This is a genomic window from Nocardioides sp. NBC_00163 (genome assembly GCF_045206295.1).
Lineage (GTDB): Bacteria > Actinomycetota > Actinomycetes > Propionibacteriales > Nocardioidaceae > Nocardioides.
The window spans coordinates 5452063-5476513 of record NZ_CP108155.1; the positions used below are offsets into that span (position 1 = coordinate 5452063).

A 24451-nucleotide genomic window follows, 5' to 3' on the forward strand; every position below is an offset into this window, starting at 1 on the left:
GGCCGAACGGCCTGGACCCCACTCACTGCTTACTCACTGGCTATGTGCGAGACCACGAGGTGCAGAGGTCGCGCCGGATGAGGGCGATCTCCCGCTGTGCGTCGAAGCCAGTCGCACCCACAACTCTGCCGGATCGGAGATAGCGGAAGAGGAGGCCTTTGTTCGCCGGTCCTGCCGTCGTCTGCTCGACGACCACGTCATCGAGGCGATCGTCGCCAACCTGCTGGAAGTGGACACCAAGCTGATCGGACCACACGTACGGGACGACAGCGGCCGAACGGATCGGCGTCCCGTGGGCGATGTTGGCGGCCACGATCGTGGCTTGCTCGCGCGTAGCTGACCAGTGCTCCAGCCGCATGAGCCGCTCGTAGGCCGGGTTCCACCAGCGAGCCACGTCACCGATCGCGTAGATCGGACTGTCCCTCGAGGCGAGGAGCGTCTCGGAGCACACCACGCCGTCGTCGAGCTTGAGGCCCGACCCCACAAGCCACGAGGTCGCCGGCTCGGCACCGATGCCGACCAGGACCAGGTCGCAGGCTAGTCGACGCCCGTCGTCGAGCACGACGACGCGGGAGCGCCCTGCGACCTCGACGCCGGCGACGTGGCGGTTGAAGGTCACCTCGTGTCCAGCAGCCTGGTGGAGGGCCGCAAGGTGCTGGGCAGGCGCCCGGGGGAGTGCGCGGGCCGCGAGTCGCGAACCCGCCTCCACGATCGTGACCTCCACCCCACGGGCCCGCGCAGCTGATGCGACCTCGGTGCCGACGAAGCCACCTCCGATCACCACAAGCCGTCGTGCCCGGCCGAGGTCGTCGCGGAGGCGTCGGGCATCGGCGTACGTGCGCAGGTAGCGCACGATGTCCGGCGAGGCAAAGGGAAGCGTCCGCGGGCGTGAACCGGTCGCGATCACGAGATTCTCGAAGTCGAGTCGTTCACCGTTGGCGAGGGTGATCAGGCGCTGGTCAGGATCGAGGCCGACCGCGGCCACGCCGCTGCGCAGTGCGCCGAGCTCGGCGAGGCCGGCCTCCACGAGTTGCGGTGGTGCTGCGCCGTCAGCCTGCATTACCTGCTTCGACAAGGGTGGCTTGTCGTAAGGTGCCTCGGTGTCGTGGTCGACCAGGGTGATCGGGCGATCGTAGCCGGCGGCGCGCAGGCCCTGAGCCACCCGGATGCCGCCCACGGAGGCACCGACGATGATCGTGCCGCTCATAGGCGTGCTTCCGCTTTGAGCGCCCGGGCCGGGCAGTCGGCCACTGCCTCCAGCACTGCGGCATCGTCTTGCGCGTCCGGTTTGCCAGACAGCAACACTGCAACGTTGGTCTCAGGATCGATGTCGAAGACGTCCGGGGCGGCCACGAGGCAGTTGCCGTATCCGTTGCACGCCTGTCGGTCGATCGTCACGTTCATCCCCATGTCACGCCTCCTCGAAACGGATCGGCAAAGAAGTCGGGCCGTAGTGGTTACCTGCCTCGAGCGCGCTGAACGTCGGTTCGCCGGCCAGCGAAAGCCGCGGATGCCGGGCGAGCGTCTCGAGGAGAATACGGAGTTCCATCCTCGCCAGGGCCGATCCCACACACTGGTGGATGCCCCACCCGAAAGCGAGGTGACCTCGTGCGGAACGGTCGAGATCGAACTCATCAGGGTGGTCGAACTGCTGTTCGTCGCGGTTCGCCGCGCCATTCAGCAGCAGCACCCAGTCACCAGCCTGGAGCACCTCACCATCGACCTCGACATCCCGAGCCACGCGCCGCGCGCTGCATTGCGACGGCGTCCGGAGCCGAAGCATCTCTTCCACGAACGCGGGCGCCTGGCCAGGATCCCGACGGAGTCGATCCTGGACGTCGGGCACGGACGCCAGTAGGTAGACCAGAGAACCGACAGAGTTCATCGTCGTCTCGTGCCCAGCGACGGCGAGCGAAAGACAAGCTGAAACGACTTCGTCGTGGCGCACTGGACGCCCTTCCACCTCGGCATCGATGAGCCATGTCAAGTAGTCGTCCGGGCGGTCTCGCTTGTGGCTGATGATCTCGTCTTCGATCAGAGTTGCGAGCGCTGCGCGGCCCCTGAGCTGAGCCTCGGGAGAACCTTCCGCCCACACCTTGGCCGTCAACTCTCGAAACTGGGCCACGGCGTCAGCCGAGAAGCCAACGAGTTCCTGGAGGACGGTCAACGGCAACGGGAGAGCCAGCTCGGTGACGACATCGCCGCCGCCGGCGGCGACCAGTCGGTCGACAAGACCTTCGATCGTGGTCTTGACGAACGGCTGCAGCTGCCGGACACGGTCAGGTCGGAGCGCGTGAACGACAAGGTCTCGGTATGGCCCGTGCGACGGCGGGTCGAAGTCGATCGGGATCGTCCCCATACCCTCGACGTGCGGGATCCGGTGCCCGTCTGCCGAGGAGAACGTCTCCCAGTCTCGCAACGCTCCCTTCACATCTTGGTAGTGGCTCAGCACCCAAAAGCCTCCGTGGCGGCTAGACCGGTGAACATGCGGGCGTTCGAGCAGTGCCTGGTACGTCGCCCAGAGGGTGCGCTCGCCAAGTTGTGGATCCAGGTGGTCGAATCCGTGATGGTCAAGACCCTGCTGGATCTCCTGTCCTGTCGCCGCGTACGGACAGGCTGTGTGCGTGTGGTCTGTGGATGACATGGCGTACTCCCGATGTGGTCGGTGGGTGGAGTCAGTGATTGAGGTCGACGTCGCGTGTTTCGGGGGTCACTGCCATCAGGGCCGCACCGAGAAGCCCGGCGACCGCTAGATACCCGGTGAAGAGTGCGCCGTGGCCGGACTGAGCTGCCCACTGCTGCAGGTAGGGCGCGGTGCCGCCGAACACCACTGCCGACAAGGCGTAGGGCACTGCCACACCTGAGGCGCGTACGGACGTCGGGAAGAGCTCACACAGCACCGCCGGCAACACCGAGGCGACAAGGGAATAGACCAGCACCGCGACCGTCATCGCGACCAGGAACTGCGCCAGTCCCTGGCGTCCCAGCCACTCGAGAGGGAAGGCCAGAACGGCGGTGAGTACACCGAACAGGACCACGTTGAGCCGCCTGCCGAAACGGTCCGACATCGCGCCGAACACGGGCAGGGCCACGACGCCGACTGCCAAGGCGACAACACCTGCCCAAAGAGCTGAGGAGCGTTCGAGTCCCGCGACCGACGTCGCCCAGGACGGACCGCTCACCACCCACGCGTAGAACATCGCGGTGAGAGATCCCATCAGCACGAACACCCGTAGGCCGGCGGCCCGGTGCATCCACAGGTCCTTGATCAGGGAACGGCGCACGACCTCGGTCCCGACGTGGCGCTCGAAGAGCTCCGTCTCGTTCATCCTCCGGCGCAAGCCGAGTGTGACGACCCCAAGGATGGCGCCGAGGACGAATGGCAGCCGCCAGCCCCATGCGTTCATCGATGCGTCCGAGAGCGTGGTCGCGAGTACGGCGCCGAGAATGGTTGCGACCATGATCGCCATGTATCCGCTGACGTAGATCGCAGACGACCACAACCCGCGCCGTTCCGACGGCGCCTCTTCCGCGACGTATGTGTAGGCCGCCGCCACCTCCCCGGTGTGTGCCAGGCCCTGAAGCAGACGCGCCACAAGCAGGACCAGACCGGCCCAGATGCCCGCCTGTTCGTAGGTCGGAACCGTTGCGATGAGCGCCATACCGACTGAGGCACATGCGATCGCAGCCATGAGGGACGCGCGTCGTCCGCGGCGGTCGGCGATCCACCCGAACAGGGCGCCTCCGAAGGGTCGAACTACGAATCCTGCGCCGAAGACCAAGAGAGTCGACAACAACGCCGAGGTGGGATCCGCAGGGTTGAATACCTGGCTCGCGAAGAAAGGTGCAAGGACTGCGTACGCCGTCCAGTCGAACACTTCGAGTGCGTTACCCAGGGACACTCCGACCAGCGTGCGACGGTTGAGCTCTTTGCGCTGAGCAGCGCCGCCGTCTGGTTGGGCAGGCGGTGAGTAGGTGGTCATGGTGCTGCTCCTCTACGGTTCCGCACACCGACGTCGATGTGTCCCTCATCACAGTAGGGAGATCGAGTCATCACTGACCAAGACAAGTTCGCGCATCGATGTATCACTGATCTCTTATGCCAGTCGGCGACCGTGTGTACGTGGTGTGGTCTGTCGGGATCGCGAGTTCCGGATGCTCGAACTGTTCTGCGTCTTTGTGGCGGTATGCGTCGCGAGCCAGGCACACCAACTCGAAGTGTCAGCGGTTCAGCCGTCGAACGCGTCTGCCAGCCAGGGCGGTAGCGTCAGCCACGTCGAGGTCTGGCATCGCTCAGCCTCGACCTAGCTCCCTTGGGGTCAGAAGAGTAGGTCGGCTGCCTCCTCCTCGGCCGGCTTCTCCACCGACGCGGAGTCCAGCTCCGGCAGCAGCCGGTCCAGCCACCTCGGCAGCCACCAGTTCGCGTTGCCCAGGAGCTTCATGGTCGCGGGGACCAGGATCAGGCGTACGACGGTCGCGTCGAGGAAGATGGCTGTGGCCAGTCCTACGCCCATCATCTTCACCACCGGGTCGCTGCCGAGGACGAAGCCGGAGAAGACCGCGACCATGATCAGTGCGGCTGCGGTGATGGTGCGGCCGGTGCCGGCGATCCCTTCGATCACGGCGCGGGTGTTGTCGCCGTGGCGGCGGTACTGCTCGCGTACCCGCGACAGCAGGAACACCTCGTAGTCCATGGAGAGCCCGAACAGGATCGCGAACATGAACAGCGGGATGAACGACACGATCGGCACCGTCGACTCAACCCCGATCAGGCCGGCCGCCCAGCCCCACTGGAAGACCATGACGAGCACGCCGTACGCCGCACCGACGCTCAGCAGGTTGAGCACGACCGCCTTCAGGGGCACCAGTACCGACCGGAACAGCACGGCGAGCAGGAGGAACGACAGCAGCAGCACGGCGGCCACGAAGCGCGGCATCCGCTCCTGCACCCGGTCACCGAGGTCGGCGAAGGTCGCTGTCTGACCGCCGACACGGGCGGTCGCCGAGCTGCCGTCGAGCACCGTCGGGAAGACCTCGCTGCGCAGCCTCGTGACGGTCTCCTGGGTGGCGACGTCCTGGGGTGACGTGGTTGGCTGCGCCACCAGCGTCGCGACGCCCGCGGAGAGGTCGATGATCGGTTCGGCGACCGCGGTGATGCCCGGGTCCGTGGCCACCGCCTCGGCCAGCGGCGCCACGACGGACTTGTCCTTCGAGATGTCGACCGCGATCACCAGAGGCCCGTTGGCGCCGGGCCCGAAACCGTCGGCGATCAGGTCGTACGCGCGGCGTTCGGTCCTCGACTCGGGCTTGGTCCCGTCGTCCGGGAAGCCCAGGTTGAGCGCGAGAACGGGTGCGGCCAGGGCGATCATGAGGACCGCTCCGCCGACGAGGTACGCCGTCGCGTTGCGGGTCACGTGAGCACCCCACCGGTACCAGCCGGTGCTCGGCCGGTGCACCCCGCCGTCGACCCGTCGCCGGCGGCCGTTGATCCGGTGCCCCGCCAGTCCGAGAAGTGCCGGCAGCAACGTGACCGAGGCGAGCACCATGACGAGCACCATCGCGGAGATGGCGACCCCACCACCGGTCACGAACGGGATCCCCGCGACGAGCAACCCGAGGATCGCCACGACGACCGTGCCGCCGGCGAAGATCACCGCCTGTCCTGCTGTTGCCAGGGCTCGGCCGACTGCTTCGGGGACCGGCATCCCCGCAGCCAGGTTCTCGCGGTGCCGGGTGACCAGGAAGAGCGCGTAATCGATGCCGACGCCGAGCCCGACCATGGCCGCGAGCTCCGGTGCCCACGCCGGGATGTCGATCAGGTAAGTCACCAGCTTCATCGAGGTGATGCCGATGACCAGACCGAACAGCGCCATCCCGATCGGCAGCCCCATCGCGACGAAGGAGCCGAAGGCGATCAGCAGGACGATCATCGCGACGACGATCCCCGCGACCTCGCCGAGCCCGGTGGGTGCTTCCTCGAACGCGAAGAACAGATCGCCGCCGGTCTCCAGCGTCAGCGACGAATCGTCACGCAGGTCAGCGACGGCGTCCTTGAGGTTGTCCAGGTCGGAGGCCTCGAGGTGCTCGATCGCCGGGTACTGCACCCGTACGAGCGCGATGTCACCGTCCGGCGAGACGCTGCTGGTCGTACCCAACACACCCGGGAGCTCCGCGAGTGCCGCCTCCACGGGCGCCACCTGCGTCGTGGCGTCCGGCGCTTCGAGTACGACGTGGGCGCTGATCCCGCCCTCGTCGGCCTGGGCCTCGGAGAGCAGCTCCGCGGCTTGGTAGGAGTCGAGGCCAGGTGCCTCGAAGCTCTCCTCGAGCTCGCGCCCGAAGGCGGCGGAGGAGGCGATGACGACGAGCGCGAGAACGACCCAGGCGCCGATGGCGGTCCAGGGACGGGTCGCGGCTGACCGGCCGAGCCGGTAGAGGAAATTGGTCATGCCTCCACCGTGGCCCGGCGACGAACGATCCACATCGGGCCAAGGAGCAGTGGCCTCCTCGGCCGAAAGTACGAGGTGAGGATCGTGCTTGTGCCCCGTACGACGAGGCCGTCCGCTCGCTAGGGTCGAGAGGTGGTGACCGCCTTCTTCCGCTCAGTCCTAGCCGAGCCCCGTGCCCCGGACCCGCCGGCTCGGGCGTGGTGGGACTGGGCCCTGGTCGGCGCCCTGCTGGTCACGGCCGTGGGCGAGGCGATCTTCCGCGCCGACGTACCGTGGCGTCCCCTGGCCACAGTGGTCGCGCTCCTGGTGATCCCGGCCCTGCTCTGGCGGCGTACTCATCCACTCCTGGCGACCGTGGTCGGCTTCGGCGGCGGCGCGATGGTGCTGCAGATCCCGACGTTCTTCGGCGGCGTCGACGAGGTGGGGCTCAACACCATGGCCTGCGTCCTGCTGCTGCCTTACTCCTTGTACCGCTGGGCATCAGGACGCGAGGCACTGATCGGGACAGCGATCGTCGCCGTCCCGGTGACTCTGGGACTCGCCGCGACCGAGAACGTCGGGGACCTGATCGGCGGCGCCATGGTGGTGGTCGCGTCGTTCGCCCTCGGGGCCGCGATGCGCTACCGCGCGGTGGCGCGCCAGCGCGAGGTCCAGCAGGTCAGGACCCTCGAGCGCGGCGACCTCGCCCGCGAGCTGCACGACACCGTCGCGCACCACGTCTCCGCCATCGCGATCCAGGCGCAGGCGGGACGAGCGGTGGCGGCCACAGACCCGGCCGCGGCCCTCGAGGCACTGGCGGTGATCGAGGCCGAGGCCTCCCAGACGCTGTCCGAGATGCGCACGATGGTCCGAGTGCTCCGCGATGGCGAGACGGCCGACGCAGTGCCAGTCGAATACGGCCCGCAGCGGGGTATCGGCGATCTGGACGAGCTGACCCGGATGAGCCCCCTGGTGCAGGTGCAGTGCGTGGGCGATCTCGCCGACCTGCCGCAGCCGGTCGAGGTGTCGGTGTACCGGATCTGTCAGGAGGCGGTCACCAACGCGATCCGGCACGCCCTCTACCCCACGAAGGTGAGTGTGGAGGTCCGGGGCGAGGCCGGCGTCGTACGGTTGCGTGTGCACGACGACGGAGAAGCAGCCCGCCCCGCGACCAGCGTGGGCTACGGCCTGCTCGGGATGGCTGAGCGGGCCAAGCTGCTCGGCGGCGTGTGCCAGGCCGGGCCGGACCCGGCCGGCGGCTGGACCGTCGAGGCGACCCTGCCGCGCGAGGTGTCTCGGTGACCAGCCAGGGGACCATCCGGGTGGTGGTCGCCGACGACCAGCTCCTGGTACGTACCGGCCTGACGATGATCCTCAACGCGCAGCCCGGGATCGAGGTCGTCGGCGAGGCGATCGATGGTCATCAGGCAGTGACGATGGCCCGTGAGCTGCGTCCCGACGTCTGCCTCTTCGACATCCGGATGCCCGGCATCGACGGCGTCGAAGCCACCCGCCGGCTCGCCGGCCCCGGCGTCGAGGACCCGCTCGCCATCGTGGTCATCACCACCTTCGACCTCGACGAGTACGTCCACGGCGCCCTCAAGGCCGGCGCCCGAGGCTTCCTGCTCAAGGACGCCGGCCCCGAGCTGCTGGTCCAGGCGATCAACGCAGCCGCGAACGGCGACGCGCTCATCTCGCCCAACATCACCCGCCGCCTCCTCACCACGCTGGCCGGCCTGGAGCGAGCCACGCCGCCGGCCCAGCCGATCGAGCCGCTCACCGAGCGCGAGGAGGAGGTCCTGCTCACCGTCGCGCGCGGCCGCACCAATGCCGAGATCGCCGAGGAGCTGAACATCACCTTGAGCACGGTGAAGACCCACGTCGCCGCGCTGATGAACAAGATCGGCGCCCGCAACCGAGTCGAGGTCGCGATGTGGGCGTACGAGACCAAGCGCGTGAAGGAATAGGGCCGTACCGCATCTTGAGGAGATGGTTCGCGCTACCGTAGCGCCGCGCGGGGATCTGTTTAGACCTGTTACATGCGGTCGGGCGGGCCGACCAGTTCCGTTCTGCGGAGGGGATGTCTATGACTCTGGGCGATGACTCCGAGACCGGGACCGAGGACTGGGCCCGCACGCGGGACTACTTGCAGAACGACCCGACCAAGTGGAACAGCCTCTCCTGGATCGCCGCACGCACCCTCATCGAGTCCGTCAACGACGTCTTGGGACGCGGTACGCAGGGGCTCGTCGAGAACCTGCGTGCGCACTGGACGAAGAAGGACGAGCCCCTGACGATCCCCGCCGCCGGGGTCTCGAGGTTCCTCGTGATCGGTGACACCGGCGAGCAGGACCCATCCCAGTACGTGGTCGCGCCCGCCTTGGCGCGAGCCGCGGAACAAGCCGGCTTCGTACTCGTCCTGAGCGACGTGATCTACCCGTCCGGGAACGTCAACGACTACGTGGACGGTTTCTACAAGCCGTACCGGTCGAACCGGGTGCCGGACCTCAAGGCGCCCCTCGACGTACGCGACAGCTTCTCGCTTCCTGAGAACGTCCCGGTCTATGCGATGCCGGGCAACCACGACTGGTACGACGGCCTCTACGGCTTCGCCCACCAGTTCCTGTACGCGGCGGACGCACCGCCGACCTGGCCGAGCGATCTCCTGGCGCCGTCGTTCGACGAGCCGTTGGGGCGATGGCAGCTGATCCGGGACCGCTTCGGCCGCATCATGTGGCGCACCCCCAGCGAACCGGCCGGCAGAGCCGCGCCGGCGCGGTGGGGGGAACCAGCCCCGGGTGGCGATCCGGCACCAGAAGCCACGCTACAGCCGGCGCCGTACTTCGTCATCGAGGCCGAGCACGTGGACCTGGTGTGCATCGACACCGGCATCGACGGGACCATCGACGGGGCGCAGCTCGATTGGCTCAGCTCGCTGAGCGGCGAGAAACCGAAGATCCTGATGACCGGCAAGCCGCTGCTCGTCAACGGTGAGCGCCGGAAGGGTGTGGTGGCCGGACGACCCGGCGAGACCGTCTACGACGTCGTGACCGACAGGAAGCACCGCTACGTCGCGACGGTGGGAGGTGACACGCACAACTTCCAGCTGTACGACCCGACGACGCCGGACAGCTCACGCGACGGCCTATGGCACATCGTCAGTGGTGGTGGCGGCGCGTACACCCACGCCACCCATCCCATCCGGACGGCCGCCTCGGATGCGCGAACCGACCTTCGATTTCGGCCGACCAGGATCTTCCCGGGGTCGGCCGAGTCTCTGGCGTACTTCGCCCAGCAGCTGGTCCCCAGCATCTGGCGGCTGCTGCTGACCGTCGTGATGTTCGGCGGGGGAGTGGTCCTGGGCCGGTGGCTCGCCGAGACCGGGTGGAGCCGTCAGCTCCAGCTCGGGGACCAGGTCGTCCGAGTCGGTCCCGGGGGTGCGGCGATCGCCGCGATGATCGTGCTGATGCTGCTGCACCTGATGCCGCAACGTCCCGGACACAGTCATTTCGTACGCCGCCTGCTCCTGCGTCTCGAAGCGCTGGTCGTCGGGGTGTTGGCGACGCTGTTCCTGCACCACTATCTGCCCGATGCGGCCGGAGCGCTGCTGGTGCTGTTCGGGTCGAGCACCCTGTGGATCTGCCTCAACGCCTGGTGCGTGCGCTGGTCGAGGTGGTGGAGCCCCGTCGAGCGGGTGCCCGGTTGGCATCACGTCGCATTCGCGTGCGTGCTGGCGGCTCTCGTGGTCCTGGCTCTGTTGCCGATGGGCTTGGACGCGGGAGGCTCGGACGAAGGACGTACGGTGTCCTGGGTCCTCGTCGTCGCGGTCGACCTCTACGCCGTCCTGGCGATCATCGGGTGGCGGAAACGGATCGTCACCACCGTGAACGGCGCGAGGGCCGCGAGCTGGCTCGAGCGTTCGGTCGTGTGGGCCGTGCTCGCGCAGACGGCCGTCGTCTCGGGCGAGATGCTGCGCGTGATGAGCGGCGAGGGCCTGACCGTGCTGTTCCTCAGTGGCCTGCTCGGACTCGTGCCGTCGGCGGTGATCGCGGCGGTGGTGCTCGCGGCCGTTCTGGCCCCGGACTTCCTCACCCGCCGCCTGCACGATGAGCCCGTACGCCGGGCGCAGGCGTGGATCCGCTGGCGGCGTCGGCTGGTTCAGCCCCTCATGTTCCTTGCGGCGCCTGTGACGCTGGTGCTCTGGTGGTGGATCGCCGACGCCGTCGACTCGGAGTGGATGCGGGCCGCCTTCGCGCTGCCAGCGCTGATCGTGGTGACCGTGATCGGCATGCTGGTCGTCGACTGGGTGCGACGCGAGCACGAGCGCCTGTACATGCCGCTGCTGGTCGTCGCCGTCCTCGCCCTCGGGGTGCTCCTGCTGGGGGCGGCGGTGCCGGGCCTGCTCGACGTACCGGGCTTCTCGGCACCCGGCCAGGTTGCGAACGAGCTCAGGACGTGGTGGCCTGCCGTGGCGGTCGGCGCGGCCTTCTTCACTGTCGTCGCGGTCGGCGCCGCCGTCTTCCTCGCCCATCTGGTGTTCCTCGGCGCGTACTTGCTGATCTTGGATCCCAAGGCGTGGGTGAGTCCCCGCTACCGCCAGGGCGCCGCGACGCACTTCGACTTCATCAGCGAAGCGGCCGCGACGGCCATCATCGACGCCGAGCAGGAGGGCCAAGCTGCCCAGGTCGAAAGCGTCGATCGGCGGACCAGACGCCGGGCGCAGATCGCCTTCCCCGGCCTGAACCCGCCATTCGGGCCCATCCAGAAGTTCGTCTCCGAGATCTACTCGCTCGACGAGCCGCCGTTCTTCAAGCACTTCCTCGAGTTCGAGACCTCACCCACCGAGGCCGTGGTGAAGATCCACCGCGTCCGTGGCGACCAGCCGGTCGAGATCGAAGTGGTGGCGAGGATCAGTCTCCCGGATGCGGCCTCGCGCGTGACTGATCTTTCTCAGTCGCGCGAGACGCGCGCATCGGACTAAGACCTGGGATCGTGCAACTTTGTCTGCCTCCTCGTCTCGAGGCGCACGGACCTCCCTGCGGACCCGCCTCGGCGCCCATTGCTCGCCTGCAGGGGCATGAGATAGGCCCGTTTGACGATTACAGGGACGCCTCGTGGGGCGCGTGGCGATCAGCGATAGTGGTTGAAGGCGAGAGGAGTCGGTGATGATCGAGGTATTTGTGACCACGCTGGTCGCCAAGGGCGGCATGCGTGTCCTGCGCGCCGCCATTGAGAATCGTGACCTAACGCGAGGCGATGCCGCCGACGTCGTTACCGCGCTGCTGGGGGCTGTGGTCTCTGGACAGAAGCAGGTCGACGAGCACCTTGAGCGCATCGAGGGGAAGCTCGATGTTCAGGCTAAGGATCCCTACCACGCTGCGATGATCTCCGGTGGCCGACTGCTGCTCGACGCCTCACCGGCTCACCGACGGCCAGAGGATCGTGCCGAGATGCTTAGCAACGCAAGGCAGGCCTTCTCCGAAGCGATCGGGCACGCTCGCCATCGTCCGCTCGACGCTGCCCGCGCCGAGGTCATGTACGGCCTGACCTGGCTGGCGCTCGGGGAGCCGAAAGACCTGGCTCGCTGCCTGGTGCAAGCGCTCATGCTGCTGCAGCGCGAAGTGCTAGCGAGCTTTCAGCTGACCTGCCAGGGCAACCGCGACCATACGCAGCGAAAGAACGCGACTTCGACGAAGTGGCGTGCGGCCATCCTCGGTGTCGGCGTGGACATGCCGGATTGGACGGCGTCGAACCAGTTCTACCGCGCGATCGACGACTATGAGGCGGTCCGCCAGCTTCACCTGCACTCCAGCAGCGCGGAAACGTTCCCGCCGTTGCGTCGACCGCACGGCTCTGCCTACGACCACCCCACGCCTGGACTGCCGGTCCGGCTAGTCACGGGCAAGCCAGTCACGATGCTAGGAGTGTCCTTGGAACTCGGCGAGCGTGGCTTCGACGTGGACAACCGCAGTGGCAACGCGCTCGCTGTTGCGCTGGTGCAACCTAGCCTTGACGCCGAGCAGGTGCTTTCACCGGACGTCTCGGCGCTGCAACGATCTCCGGTCCAGGTGCGGGCCGGAACCTCCCTGCATCTGCCGTACCCGGGCCCGAAGCAGACCGCGGCGTGCGTGAACTTCGGCCGGCACGAGCAGATGGACCTCACAGCCGTACTTCACACCGAGTTCGACTGGGACGCAAAGTCAGCCTTGAATCGCAACCTGCGTTTTGGTCAACTCAGCTAATGGGGATTTCTCCTGCAACAAAGGCCAGCGGAACTGGCTCCATACCCAGTTCACCGCCAAAAGACCTGGTCTCGGCCTGCTGATCCGTCCAGCTCCGAGCAGCCCGAAGTAGGCAACAGTCGGCGCCGACAGGAGGCGGAATCAGGCGCCCGGCACTTGGAGCCGTGGCGCGTCGCTGTCTGTCTTCTGTCGGCCTGGCTAGAGTCCTAGCCAGGATCGGCGCGCAAGAGTGGAGTCCCATTTGTCTCCCGAGACAGTTCAAGGCTGGGTGGCGGTTGTCGGCGGCCTCGCCGCAGCAGTTTTCGGGCTATTCAAGTACTTCAACTATCGATCGAGACGCGACCGCCTGGCCGAAGTGGGTGCTTCGTTCGCTTCGACGGTGGAGGCGTTGGCATCCGACAATGCGACCTCTCGCATGGCGGGCGCGGTGCTTCTACGGCGGTTTTTTGATCGCCGCACCGAACAGGGGGCGCTGGGCAGGCCATACGTTAAGGAAGCGACCGAACTGATGGCTGGCATGCTTCGCGAGGAGCAACCCCCGCGATTGCAGAAGGTACTCGCCGACGGCCTGCGCTACGCACGCGACCTGCAAGATTCAGATCTGCAGAACTGCGATCTCAGCAACGCCTACCTCGGGAAGAAGGCGGGTGATGCAGCGGCGGTCGACCTTTCTCGGGCGGACCTGTATGGCGCGAGGTGTGATAACGCCTCGTTCAAGGCCGTGATCGCTTGTGAGGCCGTATTTTTGGAAGCGCACCTAAGGAAGGCAGTTTTCGTAGGTGCCGACTGCAGAAATGCCGACTTCCGCTGGGCCGTGCTGGACGGTGCGAAGTTTGAGGGCGCCCGGATCGGCGGAGCCAGGTTCGAGGGAGCGGAGGGGGTGCCGGATGAAGTTGCTGCTCTCCTCGATGACGGCTTGGTCGGGCGTCGCGATGCAGTAGTCCCGACAGCAGATCGTCCATCATGACGCCGCCCAGGATCTTCTTGTGTGAGCCGTCGAGCCTGAGCCCCTCGCAGCGTGCCTTGAGCGATCGATGGCATGAGCGTCTTTTCGGACTGGGCTTCGATGTTGATCAGGTTCGCAGCGACTCATATTCGCGCGATCCGTGGAAAAGTTTGATCGACCGGATCACGACGGCGGATGGCGCCCTAGTGCTGGGCTTCGGTCAGATGTTCATCGCGTCTGGAACATGGCGAGACGGCAGCCCGCAGCAAAGCCACGTGGTCGGCGCCACTTGGACAAGTTCTTGGCTTCAGGCCGAGGTTGGGATTGCCCTTGCTGCTGGAGTGCCCGTCTTGGTTGCCCCTGAGCTTGGGGTGTCCGAAGGGGTCTTCGCTCCGGAAACTTGGACAGGTCCCGTCCTCGGTACGGGCATCGACACCCCTGATGTGCGCGTTGTCGAGGCATGGGCGGCGAGAGTCGCTGTGCGATCAAGGTCAAGCGCTCAAGGACGGACCCAATGATCCGGTTGATAGGGACGAGTTCGTCCATTCGGAATCTCGGCTTGGCAAGTAGGAACAATTCAGTCGGCGACCTCGTGTGGTCTCCAGCGCGCTACTCGCGCCGGATAGACGCACTCGTATCGTCGACGTCTTCGATCAGAAGCTCGGGCTGCGCTCACCAGCCGGTGCCGATGACGTTTCCCGAGCGAGCGATGAACCCGCTCGCGCCGGTCTCGTCCCGTTCGCCCTGACCTCGGTAGTGGAACCAGCGGAGGTCCCCGGCTCGGTTGACTGCGAACATGCTGTGCCCGAAGCCACCCTGATTGGTGACACCGCCGAAGAGGTGCACGATGTCACCGAACCCGCGGCCGATCGGGTTGCTGGTGTTCGCGGCCCAGCCCAGCACGCCGGATGGGTCCTCCTCACCGTTGCCGGAGTAGGAGTACCAGCGCAGCAGGTTGTCCTCGGTGACCACGAAGAACACGTTCGCCGAGGCGTACACCAGGCGTACGCCCTGCCAGCCCTGCCCGACGATGTTTCCCGAGTTGGGGTGCCAGCCCGTCGTGCCGGCCGGGTCGTGCTCGCCGTTGCCCGTGTACCGGTACCAGCGCAGGAAGCCATCGGTCTCGACGGTGAAGATGTTGAACCCATGGATGCCGATGCCGATGCGCGGCGCGACGAACATCTTGGTCACGTTCTCGAACCCGCTGCGGATGGTGTTGCCGGAGTTCGGCACGAACCCCGCGGCGCCGGTGATGTCGGGCTCGCCGGCACCGTCGTAGCCGAACCAGCGCAGCGTCCCGTCGGGGTGGACCACCAAGATCACCCCGTCCCCGGCGCCGACGACCTGCTTCAGGTGGGCGAACCCGCGGCCGATCAGGTTCCCGGTGTTGGGGGACCACGACTGGAGGGCCAGCGGGTCACCGGCCTGTTCGCCCTGGCCGTTGTAGCGATTCCACTCCAGGTTGCCTTCGGTCGTCACTCCGAAGAAGACCCCTTGGCGGGTGAGACCACCGACGCCGTCGGAGCCGTTGCCTCCATGGAACAGCCGCAGGTGCCGCACCGAGCTGGCGTGGGTCAGCGCCTCACCCCAGGAGACGCGCACGCGGCCGTCCGGGGCCGCGGCAAACTTGAGGGTCACATTTGTCGTCGTCCCGTCTGACCACACAAGGGGAGGCGTCTCCTGGCCCACCTGCCAGACTCCCTGGACGCCGGCCAGCAGGTCAGGCGGGCGCAGGTTCTGGACGATGGGTCCGTTCGGGGTCGACTTCTGCACTCGCCAGACGCAGACGCCGTCACCGGGGAAGTCAGCGTCGTAACGCCGGGCCGGCCCGTCGGACCTGCGACGCTCGACGAGGAAGTACTCGCTGTCCCGCCGGGTCTCGTCCCAGAGGATGATGGCCCCGTCGGCGGTGTCGTCGCGCACGTCCTCGGACCGTTGGCTCTTGAGCGCGAACCGGCGTGGTTCCGCCCAGCCGAGCTGCATCTTGTGCCACATGTCGAGGTGCACGACGACCTGATCGTCGCTGGTGAAGGAGAAGGAGCTCATCAGCGTCATCAGCACGTTGCCGCTGTTGGGCTGCTGGCCCATGTTGTACATGTCGATCGTGCGCAACAGGTGGGAAGCTTCGTGGGCCAATTGATAGAAGGGCGTCAGGGGGCCGCCTCCCGCCAATCGGATCCGAATCTGGATGCCGTCAGGGAGGAAGGGGGTGGTGCTGCCGGACAGGGTGAACGCCTCGTTGAAGGCGATGCCCGGCAACGCGCCGGCGAAGTTCTCCACCATCACGATGCTGAGTTCGCTCTCCTCGAGCACGGCGTCAGCGTCGACGTTGTGCTGCGCAAGCATGTTAGGCGGAAACGTCTCCAGCACCTGCCTGCAGCGTTTGGACGGCACCCCGTCCGGAACCGTTGATCCCATCGTGACTTCGAAGAGGCCCACCCGGGTGTAGCCGAAGCGGCCCAGGCTGTTCTCCTGAAAGTACGCGGAGAGGCTGGCCGGGTTGATCGGGTCGGCCGTCGAGAACGGCGGCGATGGGTTGCCGAACGCCAACTGTTCGTAGTAGCCGAGTCCATGGAAACTCGCGATCTTGCTGGGATTGCTATCCCAATCGACAAGAAGGGCCATCAGTGGACGGCTACCCAGGGCTTTCGTTCCGTCGCCCAGAGTCATGGAGCCGTGGCCGAAGTCGGCCAAAGACGCAGGAAAGAAAGCCATAACCCATGGAACTGCTGCTGATGTGCGGAGTCATGCCCTATCTAGGCGATGTTGACGTGCCCCTGCTGAGCGGGTCAGGTTGTGCCAGACCCCGGGCCGTCCCGTGTCAGCGACTGCTGGATCTGCCATGCAGCGAAGGCGACCAGCAGGCCCCCGGCAATGCCGACCCACCCGGCGGAACGCACCTCGCCTTCCTCGCCGATCGCCACCCAGGCCGCTATGACGACCCCGACGTAGTGGACTGCGGTGAGGGCACCGGCAGAGATCAGGACGGCGGTGGCGAACCGACGCCGGGAGGAAAGGGACAGCATGCCGAAGGCCAGGCAACCGACCACTGCCGCCGGCTCGAAGATGAACTCGGCGCTTGCGCCTTCCTCGACCTCGGTCCAGTACGAGCTGAAGCCGTCGTACGGGATGAACAGCGCGAGCGTCGCCAGTCCAGCGCCCGCCATGGCCGATACAAGCCAGACCGGCTCGACAGGACCGAGGTCGCGATCCCTCGGCGACACGCTCAAGCACGCCCGGCCTGCCACGACAGCCCCCACTCCGCCGCACACGACGAGAAGACCCAGAACAACACCGATGGCGCCGATCTCCTCGAGTGAGAACTTCACCAGTCCGATGCCGGCGGCGCCCATGAGTACCCCGACAACGATGAACAGCCCGGCTGCGTCGGCGGTGGCCAACCGCTGACTGCGGAGCCGGACCGCAGCGAGGAGTAGGGCAAGGGCGGCAACCGCCGCCTCGAACGGCGCGACGACCGCGAACGAGTCCCAGGACGACGGGGTCTCGGCCAGCAACGGCAACGGAATCGCAGCCAGGAGCGCCACGGCAGCTACTGACGCGACGGCCGGAACCCACGCGGGCGGCTGGGGCTCGGCAGCTGCCACCGGCTGCGGGCTGTGCTCGGGCTCGCGCGCGACAGCGGCTTCGGCTGCCGGTGCGGGTGTGTCCGGTAGGGGTGGCACGACTGTCGGCTGCTCGGGGGCGGCCGGTGACGGTTGGGGCGGGGCGTCGCCGGGCGTACGAGCTCGCTCGGCCGACCCTCGCACGACACTCTGTGTGTCATGCTCAGCCATGTCGTCCAGCGCCATGCGGGCCGCGGCGGCGCGAGCGGAGTCCGCGTCGTCCAGCAACGCGGCCAGCTCCTCCACTGCACCGAGACGCACATTGGTGAACGGACTCGAGATGGCCCCACGCAAGTCGGCCAACAGGTCCACCGGTTCAGGCGGACGGTTGCTGCGGGCGATGTGGAAGTCCCCCTGCACGTCGAAGACCCACTTGCCCGGCGTCTGCGACGGCGTGACGGTCCGCACCCGGTCGAAGGCGAAGTCGTACAACTCGTCGACTGACACGAAACCGTCACGATCCCGGTCCGCCTCGCCGGTGGCCAGACCCTCGACCAGAGCCGAGGTGAACACCGACGGCTTGCCCTCGCCGGCAAGTTGGTCGCCCTCAAATGAGTACTCCATCGCGCTCGACGCCGTCAGCACGATCCGCCCGCGGCCATCGAAACGCTCCATGATGTCCATGCGCTCATCGCCGCGATTCATCATCCCGCGCGCGAATGCGCCGCTGTAACAGCAGTCCAGGAACAGCACGATGCGCCGGGATCGACTCTTCGTCATCTGCCTGTTCACGTAGTCGGCGGGCAGGGACGTGGCGTCCAGGTGGTCGATCTCGGTGTCCGGCGTAGCGAAGTAGAGCCTCCCGTCCTCATCCTTCACCCCGTGGCACGAAAGATGCAGCAGGAGGAGATCGTCCGGCCCGCGGTCATCGAAGAAGCTCGAGACCTTGCGCCGGACCACATGCTCCGGCTCGTTGAGTGACACCTCGACCTCAAATCCCCCGATCTCGGCGTTCCGGAGCACGCTTGCCAGTTGCTCGGCGTCGGTGGCGGGCGCGCGAAGCCTGCTCAACCGCTGGTCGTCGTACGTATCGTTCGCCACCACCAGCGCGCTGCGCCGACCCGCGGTCATGGCACCGGTGAGGAGGCAGGTGGGTCCGGCTTCCCTGACCCGTGCAGGGCTGCGACGAACTCGTCGATGAGTCGATCCTGCTGCTCCCGCGACGCCGAGTCGATCTTGAGTGTCTGGTCGCCGATGGTGAGCTCGACCGCGTTGGCCCCGCGAGTAGAGGACATCCACCCCCGTATCACCCCCGCGATGGCGGTCACGGCGACCAGTGACTCCTGGAAAGCCACGAGCAGAACCCCGATCTCCGCGACGTCGACGCCCCGGGCGCCAGCGGGCGCCTCGCCCGCGCTCGCGCGTTCGACATCATCGACGCCGAGGTCCAGCAGCTCCCGGCGCAAGACCGAACTGAGCTCATCGAGACGCTCCACATCAGGATCGTGGATCGTGATGGTCATCTGGCGACTCATCCTCGGCTCCTCGCTTCAAAGGACTCCCTTATGGTCAGTCTCCTCCCAGACCGGGGGCTCGTCAGCGGATTCACCGACACGGTGGCCGAGCCCGGCCAGGGCGGGCTCGGCGAAGACGTGGACGTCAGGCCATCTCGGGGACATGCAGGTGCGCGTACGCGAGGTCGAACTCGTGCACGTCGACGATCTCGCCGCCCGCGTCGCTCGCGGCCCGGCTGCGCATGTTGTCGGCCGCCGAGCGGCTGGCTTCCATCGCGGCGCGGGACTCCCAGGCTGTGGTGGCGCAACCCAGGCCGGACGACCGGTTCATCAACAGGCTGGCGCTGCAGAATCCAGCGGTCTGCTCGAGCTCGGGAAGGATCCCTACCCGGAAGGTCTCGGCCATGGCGTCGAGGTCACCCTGCAGCCAGCTGACTCGGGCGCACTCGCCGTGATGGCTACGGTGCATGACGACGATCTCCCACTCGTCGATCTGCATGGAACCGCCGAGGATGTCCTTCCCTCGATCGCGTACCGGGCGAAGCTGCTCATCGCTGGCGCGCATGGCCGCCTCGTCTTCCCACGAACTTGTTGCGATGCAGTGCCCGGTCTCGCGGTCGACCAGCATCGAGAGGCCGCGACAGCCCTCGATGCTGTCGAGCATGGGCCCGACCTCGTCCTTGACGAATGTGATGCCCGCGTCGATGTTGCCGGGGTTCCCGTGGAACGTACTGGAACGTGCGTACACGGCCCGCTCCTTTCTAGGACAGGGCAGTGCCCGACCGGCACCGCCGGTAGTTCCCTGTCTACTCCTCTGGGTGCGGGGACGCCATAGCCAAGCTCCTCGGATGTCCGCTCGCAGTGGTTGGACGCGGTGCCTCAGTCGTCGATGCGGACTACGACCCGTCCAAGAGGCTGACCGGACATGAGGTGGCGCAATGCCTGCGGCGCCTGGCTCAGAGGGAAGATCCGGTCGATCACCACGCGCAGCTGGCCGGTCTGCATGAGACTCGCAAGGGTGCCCATCAGCTGCCGTTTGTCTGGTGACGCGAAGGACCCTCCGCGCAGTTGGGGGGAGACCGCCGAGCGTGCCACGAGTCCGAGGACGCGCGGGATGCTGCCGAGCCAGCGGTGGCCGGTTGCCCCGAATGCGTCATGCCCGATCAGGATGTAGCTCCCTCGCGGGTCAAGTGCACGGCGGATCGCCTTGAAGGAGTGGTTGCCGGGCACGTCGAAGATGAGGTCCCACTGCTCACCGCTGCGCGTGAAGTCCTCAGAGGTGTAGTCGATGACTCGGTCCGCGCCAAGGGAGCGCACGAGTGCGAGTTTGCTCGCGTGGTCGACACCGGTGACATGCCCGCCGTAGGCCTTGGCAAGCTGTACGGCGATCGCGCCGACGCCTCCCGCAGCGCCGTTGACCAGGACTCGCGACCCGAAGGGCACCCGTCGTCGGGGCAGATTATTCAAGGCGATGAGCCCGGCGGTCGGCACCGCGGCCGCCTCCTCGAAGCTGACGCCGGAAGGCTTGAGCGCCACTCCCTCCTCGGGGGCCGTGGCGTACTCGGCGAACGCACCGCCGTTGCGCCATTGGATACCGCGAATGGTCTCCCCGAAGACTTCGTCACCCGGCTCGAACCGGGTTACAGCGCTACCGACGGACTCCACCACCCCAGCGACGTCAGTCCCGGGTACGCGCTCGCGGGGGCGTCTGACTCCGGAGCCCATGAGGCGGAGGACCGCGGGCCGGCCGGCCACGACGTGCCACACATCCGGATGTACGGACGCTGCCCGGACCCGGACCAACACCTCGTCCTCGGCTGGGTCCGGCCGAGGGACTTCGCTCAGGCTGAGGTCGTCGACGGATCCGTAGCGGCCCTGAACGATCGCTCTCATGGTCGGAGCGTACTGGGACGGCGTCCTCGACCGATGAACACGAAAGCCGACAGGAGGTGCCTTCGTGGATCCCGGGCTGCCGGGATGGGAAGCGGCGGCGGCTGTCGGCGCCGCGCCTGAACGAAACTGTCGGTACGCACGCCTAGAGTTCGTCAGGTGATTACACAATGAGCAAGGACGCCGCAATGCGGGCGATGCGCGAGGCCCGGTATCGCGAAAGGCAAGATGCGTCGACCGCCGACTCGACGCCGACCAGAGCGGCGGTTCGACCTGCGAAGGCCCAGGCCGCCATGTCGGCTGCTCCACCTTCGCCCGCCGAGGCGCTGTGTGGCCACCGTTCGATGAATGGACGCACCTGCACACGCGAGCAAGGCCACGCGGCGAAGAGCCACCGCTACTCCTAGCGCTCAGCCGTCTTGCCCCGTCCAGGCAACGCGCCCGCCGGTCTGTAGGAGCCGGCGCATCGAGCGGGCCGACAAGCGGCGGAAAGTTCCACACCTGCGGCGGCGCTCATCACCGATGGTGAAACACGCGTACTCATGTCGACTGGTGCCTCGTGGCTGCGGAATGCTGCGAGGCATGAAGCTCCCGATTGTCGGCGTGCGCCAGATCAAGCTCCCGGTGAGCGATCTGGCTCGCAGTGCTCGTTGGTATTCCGACCTGTTCGGCCTCGAGTTGGCGGCTGAGTTCTACGAGGACTCGGCGGTCCGGGGGATCGTGCTTGCCGACCACGCTGCCGGTTTCGTGATCGGCCTTCGTCAGCGCGAGTACTGTGCGAGTGGCCCGGTGCTGGACGGTTTCGATGTCTGTGCGTTCATGGTCAGCACGCCCGAACAGATGTCGATGGTGGTCGCTCGGTGTGTTGATCTGGGCATCGCGCACGGCGAGATTCACGATCGCGGGGAGTTCGGCATCGCTATGGATGTGGCGGATCCGGATGGGACCATCCTGCGTTTTGTGGCCGGCTCACACACCGGACCACCTGGCATCTTCGCCGGAGTTGAGTTCGGGCGCGGGCCCGGGCCGCCGAACTTCTATGACCAACCGCGACTCAACTTCTAGCCAAGGCGTACGCCACTCGCGGCGAAGTGCGCAGGCCCAGACCTGAGGCGCAGGACGTGGATCAACCATGGACCTGACGGTCAGGCAAGGCATGCCGTCATGCGAATCGAGACGAGCAGCCCTGGTATCTCGGCTCCTAGTTTGGCGGCGTAGCGGGTGGGCGGATCGACGGGGAACCAGTGGGCGTATTCCTCGTTCATACCGGCGAAGTCATCCGGGTCAGTGAGCAGCACGCCTACCTCGACGACGTCATCGAGGGTCGCACCGGCCTCTCGCAAGATGGCCTCGCAGTTCGCAAACGCCTGGCGGGTCTGGGCCTGGATGCTGTCGCCGGTCGTGCGACCCGTGCTCGGGTCGATACCGGTGGTTCCCGAGATGAACACCTGGGAGCCGGCCTTGACTCCCTGGCTGAAGAGCGACGAGCTCGGTGCGTTTGATGTCGTAATGATCTGACGCGGCATCTCAGACCTCCTGTTCTGATCGTCCCATCAAAAGGTCCCCGCTGAGGTGTTTCTCGGCTTGCAGTGTTCTTACCCGATAGGCGGCGGTATGACGCGGGACCCCTTCTGTCAGCCGGGGTTGCACGCCAAATCAAAGTTCGATGCGTAATGGCAAGATGACTACATGGCATCGGACTCCCGGATGGTGGCATTGGGTTTCGGAAAGTTCGCGCGCGCCGACCGTATCTTCGCCCTGGAGCGCATCACCGGGGAGGAACGCGGCGATGGCCGCCGCACTCGAGTCTGGATCGACGGGGTCACCGATCCCTTGATCGCGTCCAGGACCGAGATCACAATCCTTCGCGATATGGGCCAGGAGTCCGCGGTCACCGCACCCGAGCTCGACGAGGCAATGGACCTCGCCGCGCGTCTGGCGGCCGCGGCTGAGGAGGGTCGGGTGGATCTGAGCGATCTGGGTCGTCGTGCGCGACGCCTTCTTGCCACGACGACGCCATAGGAAGGGAGACCTCGACAGCCCGTCCCTTCGGTGAGTGACCCATCGCGGCGATGTAGCGCGCTCGCGGCGAATGCCGCGCCACCTCTCAGGCGCCGTCCTCGGTCAGGGTGGTGGAGGGAAGCCAGTCGGCGCCGAGGAGCTGGGCGAGGGCAGTGAGGCCGGTGGTGTCGCTTCCCGCCGTGGCAGAGGCCGCAGCGATCCGCTCGACCATCACCCTGCCTACCTGCTCCTCGACGGTGCCCTCGGCGTACGCGATGTGCCATGGCGAGAGCTGGTGGTCGCGGTGGGTGCGGCCGGTCACCTGCCGTCCTGCGATACCCGAGAAGCGGGCCTGGTGGAAGACACCGACCCGCGGCTCGCTGCTCGCCCGGCGACCGTCGGCGAGGATTTCGTCGGCGTGCAGGCTGATCGAGGCGACCGTGGTGAAGACGCAGACCTTCGCCTGCCCGGTCTGGAACCGGAGCCGCTCGGCCTCTGCGTCGAACCGGTCGCGGCCGTAGATCGTGGCGACTTCGAGGCCGGAGTCACGCAGCCGGTCGGCGATCGGGTCGGCGGCGGTCGCGACGAACTCGACCGAGCACGCCACCTGTCGCTCAGCTTCGACCTGCTGGACGATCCAGGCGACCGTGGAGTCGACGCGTATCAGCCCGGCCTTCTGCCGGAAGCGCAGCAGCGCTGCCCGCCCCTTTGCGACATTGCGGCCACGCCGGGCGATGTCCATCTCGCGGCAGAACTCTCCCCATTCGGCCTCGTACGCCGTCCGCTCCGGCGGCGTGAGTGCCACCGGCATGCCGGAGATCGGCACCGGCCCCCACGGTGCCGCGCGGTGCAGCATCGCGGGCGGCCGCTCGTCCTCGAGCCAGCCGCGTACCAGCTTGAGGTCCGCGGCGCGCCGCGCCGGGTCGGCGGTCCATGTTGCGCCGTAGCGTCCGCGCTCGACCCCGACGCCGTTGCGCTCGAGCGCGGTGGCGAACGTGGCGCCGGGCTGGGTCGCCGAGGTCCACTCCTGCATCGGCTCGCCGAGGACCTGCGCATAGGCCGGGGCGAGATATGGCAGGTCGAGCGGCGTGTGTCCGGGCGTCGCGGTCGTCGCGATGACGAATGGTGCCTTGTCGTGCGGCCGCCCGTGGCCCGAGATCCGCGCCCAGAGCTTCCACCGCTTTGTCGTCGTACGTCGCAGCGCGTGGGCCTCGTCCGCGATGATCACGTCCCACGCGTGGTCCTTGACCTTCTCCAGTCGGTCCCATGTGATCACGACCCATTCGAGACCGCCGTCGCCCAGCGCCGCGATCGTGCGGCACCAGTGGCCGATCGTGATCGCGGCGGGACGGTCGGCGATGACCAGCACCCGTCGCGCACCGCGGAGGTCGCCCACCGCTGTCGCCCCGAGGACCGCGGAGATCGTCTTGCCCACGCCGGGCTCATCGGCCAGCAGGAACTGCCGCCCGCCCGCCGCAGCCCGCGCCGCGATGGCGTCAGCAGCCTCGTACTGGATCCGCCGCGGCTCGAGCGCGTCGGTCGCCTCGAGGCTCTGCGTCGGAAGGTCGGGGTTGAGGGTGCTCTCGATGAACCGACCGAGCGTGTACGGACCCGGAGCGTAGGGTGCGAGGTGCGCCGGCACAGCGTGCCCGACGTACAGGTGGGTCTTGACTCCCGGGTGCCACGTGGCGCCCTCGACCTGGGTGCCGTAAGGGACGTCGAGCACCCACAGCCGCTCGCCCGGGCCGACGGCCGGCAACGGCTTCGTCGGTTGTCGCGTCCCGCTCCGGCGCGGGCGCCCGCCGCGGCGACGAGCACTGGATCGGCGAGGATTGGCCACACCCAGACGCTATCCTCCAGGCGAGTCGAC

The 24451-nt window shown here is 67.2% G+C and carries 19 protein-coding genes; 7 read left to right on the top strand and 12 right to left on the bottom strand.

Features of this window, described 5'->3' with window-relative positions; genetic code table 11:
- Nucleotides 1-40: 40 nt before the first annotated feature.
- The 5 genes from OG801_RS26115 to OG801_RS26135 form a co-directional block, all read right to left on the bottom strand.
- Nucleotides 41-1207: an NAD(P)/FAD-dependent oxidoreductase gene (locus OG801_RS26115; protein WP_406031960.1), complete on the bottom strand. Its 1167-nt coding sequence runs from the start codon at nt 1205-1207 to the stop codon at nt 41-43.
- Nucleotides 1204-1410: a ferredoxin gene (locus OG801_RS26120; RefSeq protein ID WP_406031961.1), complete on the bottom strand. Its 207-nt coding sequence runs from the start codon at nt 1408-1410 to the stop codon at nt 1204-1206. The genes OG801_RS26115 and OG801_RS26120 overlap by 4 nt, the downstream gene beginning before the upstream one ends.
- 1 nt (nt 1411) lies before the next feature.
- A complete protein-coding gene (locus OG801_RS26125) occupies nt 1412-2644 on the bottom strand; it encodes a cytochrome P450 (protein ID WP_406031962.1) in 1233 nt (410 codons plus the stop codon).
- Between the two features lie 31 nt (nt 2645-2675).
- Nucleotides 2676-3983: an MFS transporter gene (locus tag OG801_RS26130; protein ID WP_406031963.1), complete on the bottom strand. Its 1308-nt coding sequence runs from the start codon at nt 3981-3983 to the stop codon at nt 2676-2678.
- Nucleotides 3984-4319: 336 nt separating this feature from the next.
- Complete coding sequence (locus OG801_RS26135; RefSeq protein WP_406031964.1) at nt 4320-6446, bottom strand: MMPL family transporter; 2127 nt, start codon at nt 6444-6446, stop codon at nt 4320-4322.
- A gap of 132 nt (nt 6447-6578) precedes the next feature.
- Here OG801_RS26135 and OG801_RS26140 point away from each other — a divergent pair, with 132 nt between their 5' ends.
- The 5 genes from OG801_RS26140 (at nt 6579) to OG801_RS26160 (ending at nt 13634) form a co-directional block, all read left to right on the top strand.
- On the top strand, nt 6579-7727 hold the full coding sequence (locus OG801_RS26140) for a sensor histidine kinase (protein WP_406031965.1): 1149 nt from the start codon (nt 6579-6581) through the stop codon (nt 7725-7727).
- A 65-nt stretch (nt 7728-7792) separates the two neighbouring features.
- A complete protein-coding gene (locus OG801_RS26145) occupies nt 7793-8392 on the top strand; it encodes a response regulator (protein ID WP_406036306.1) in 600 nt (199 codons plus the stop codon).
- Between the two features lie 119 nt (nt 8393-8511).
- Entirely contained in the window at nt 8512-11406 is a 2895-nt protein-coding gene (locus OG801_RS26150) for a metallophosphoesterase (RefSeq protein ID WP_406031966.1), read from the top strand.
- Between the two features lie 184 nt (nt 11407-11590).
- Nucleotides 11591-12667: a hypothetical protein gene (locus tag OG801_RS26155; protein ID WP_406031967.1), complete on the top strand. Its 1077-nt coding sequence runs from the start codon at nt 11591-11593 to the stop codon at nt 12665-12667.
- Nucleotides 12668-12935: 268 nt separating this feature from the next.
- Nucleotides 12936-13634, top strand: a complete 699-nt coding sequence (locus OG801_RS26160) for a pentapeptide repeat-containing protein (RefSeq protein WP_406031968.1) — start codon at nt 12936-12938, stop codon at nt 13632-13634.
- A 651-nt stretch (nt 13635-14285) separates the two neighbouring features.
- Here OG801_RS26160 and OG801_RS26165 read toward each other — a convergent pair.
- The 5 genes from OG801_RS26165 to OG801_RS26185 form a co-directional block, all read right to left on the bottom strand.
- The gene (locus tag OG801_RS26165) at nt 14286-16163 is read right to left on the bottom strand and encodes a tachylectin-related carbohydrate-binding protein (RefSeq protein WP_406031969.1); all 1878 of its coding nucleotides are present in this window, start codon (nt 16161-16163) and stop codon (nt 14286-14288) included.
- Between the two features lie 239 nt (nt 16164-16402).
- Nucleotides 16403-18307, bottom strand: a complete 1905-nt coding sequence (locus OG801_RS26170) for a caspase domain-containing protein (protein ID WP_406031970.1) — start codon at nt 18305-18307, stop codon at nt 16403-16405.
- Nucleotides 18304-18699 carry a hypothetical protein gene (locus OG801_RS26175; protein ID WP_406031971.1) on the bottom strand — a complete coding sequence of 132 codons (396 nt, stop codon included), beginning with the start codon at nt 18697-18699 and terminating at the stop codon, nt 18304-18306. The genes OG801_RS26170 and OG801_RS26175 overlap by 4 nt, the downstream gene beginning before the upstream one ends.
- Before the next feature lie 136 nt (nt 18700-18835).
- Nucleotides 18836-19438 carry an antibiotic biosynthesis monooxygenase family protein gene (locus tag OG801_RS26180; protein WP_406031972.1) on the bottom strand — a complete coding sequence of 201 codons (603 nt, stop codon included), beginning with the start codon at nt 19436-19438 and terminating at the stop codon, nt 18836-18838.
- Between the two features lie 131 nt (nt 19439-19569).
- Nucleotides 19570-20583 carry an NAD(P)-dependent alcohol dehydrogenase gene (locus OG801_RS26185; RefSeq protein WP_406031973.1) on the bottom strand — a complete coding sequence of 338 codons (1014 nt, stop codon included), beginning with the start codon at nt 20581-20583 and terminating at the stop codon, nt 19570-19572.
- Between the two features lie 579 nt (nt 20584-21162).
- On the opposite strand from OG801_RS26185, the gene OG801_RS26190 reads away from it, so the two are divergent.
- Nucleotides 21163-21645: a VOC family protein gene (locus OG801_RS26190; protein ID WP_406031974.1), complete on the top strand. Its 483-nt coding sequence runs from the start codon at nt 21163-21165 to the stop codon at nt 21643-21645.
- An 80-nt stretch (nt 21646-21725) separates the two neighbouring features.
- Here the strand turns inward: OG801_RS26190 and OG801_RS26195 are convergent, their stop codons facing one another.
- A complete protein-coding gene (locus OG801_RS26195) occupies nt 21726-22106 on the bottom strand; it encodes a RidA family protein (RefSeq protein WP_406031975.1) in 381 nt (126 codons plus the stop codon).
- A gap of 163 nt (nt 22107-22269) precedes the next feature.
- Between OG801_RS26195 and OG801_RS26200 the strand changes: the two genes are divergently transcribed.
- Nucleotides 22270-22602, top strand: a complete 333-nt coding sequence (locus tag OG801_RS26200) for a hypothetical protein (RefSeq protein ID WP_141793738.1) — start codon at nt 22270-22272, stop codon at nt 22600-22602.
- Nucleotides 22603-22687: 85 nt separating this feature from the next.
- On the opposite strand, the gene OG801_RS26205 is transcribed toward OG801_RS26200, so the two are convergent.
- Entirely contained in the window at nt 22688-24421 is a 1734-nt protein-coding gene (locus tag OG801_RS26205) for a helicase (RefSeq protein ID WP_406031976.1), read from the bottom strand.
- Nucleotides 24422-24451 lie beyond the last annotated feature (30 nt).

Bases quoted from the DNA above. Each gene is read 5' to 3' on its own strand.
- OG801_RS26115 (WP_406031960.1), bottom strand. From the start codon at position 1,207: ATGAGCGGCACGATCATCGTCGGTGCCTCCGTGGGCGGCATCCGGGTG.
- OG801_RS26120 (WP_406031961.1), bottom strand. From the start codon at position 1,410: ATGGGGATGAACGTGACGATCGACCGACAGGCGTGCAACGGATACGGC.
- OG801_RS26125 (WP_406031962.1), bottom strand. From the start codon at position 2,644: ATGTCATCCACAGACCACACGCACACAGCCTGTCCGTACGCGGCGACA.
- OG801_RS26130 (WP_406031963.1), bottom strand. From the start codon at position 3,983: ATGACCACCTACTCACCGCCTGCCCAACCAGACGGCGGCGCTGCTCAG.
- OG801_RS26135 (WP_406031964.1), bottom strand. From the start codon at position 6,446: ATGACCAATTTCCTCTACCGGCTCGGCCGGTCAGCCGCGACCCGTCCC.
- OG801_RS26145 (WP_406036306.1), top strand. From the start codon at position 7,793: ATGATCCTCAACGCGCAGCCCGGGATCGAGGTCGTCGGCGAGGCGATC.
- OG801_RS26150 (WP_406031966.1), top strand. From the start codon at position 8,512: ATGACTCTGGGCGATGACTCCGAGACCGGGACCGAGGACTGGGCCCGC.
- OG801_RS26155 (WP_406031967.1), top strand. From the start codon at position 11,591: ATGATCGAGGTATTTGTGACCACGCTGGTCGCCAAGGGCGGCATGCGT.
- OG801_RS26170 (WP_406031970.1), bottom strand. From the start codon at position 18,307: ATGACCGCGGGTCGGCGCAGCGCGCTGGTGGTGGCGAACGATACGTAC.
- OG801_RS26175 (WP_406031971.1), bottom strand. From the start codon at position 18,699: ATGACCATCACGATCCACGATCCTGATGTGGAGCGTCTCGATGAGCTC.
- OG801_RS26185 (WP_406031973.1), bottom strand. From the start codon at position 20,583: ATGAGAGCGATCGTTCAGGGCCGCTACGGATCCGTCGACGACCTCAGC.
- OG801_RS26190 (WP_406031974.1), top strand. From the start codon at position 21,163: ATGAAGCTCCCGATTGTCGGCGTGCGCCAGATCAAGCTCCCGGTGAGC.
- OG801_RS26195 (WP_406031975.1), bottom strand. From the start codon at position 22,106: ATGCCGCGTCAGATCATTACGACATCAAACGCACCGAGCTCGTCGCTC.
- OG801_RS26200 (WP_141793738.1), top strand. From the start codon at position 22,270: ATGGCATCGGACTCCCGGATGGTGGCATTGGGTTTCGGAAAGTTCGCG.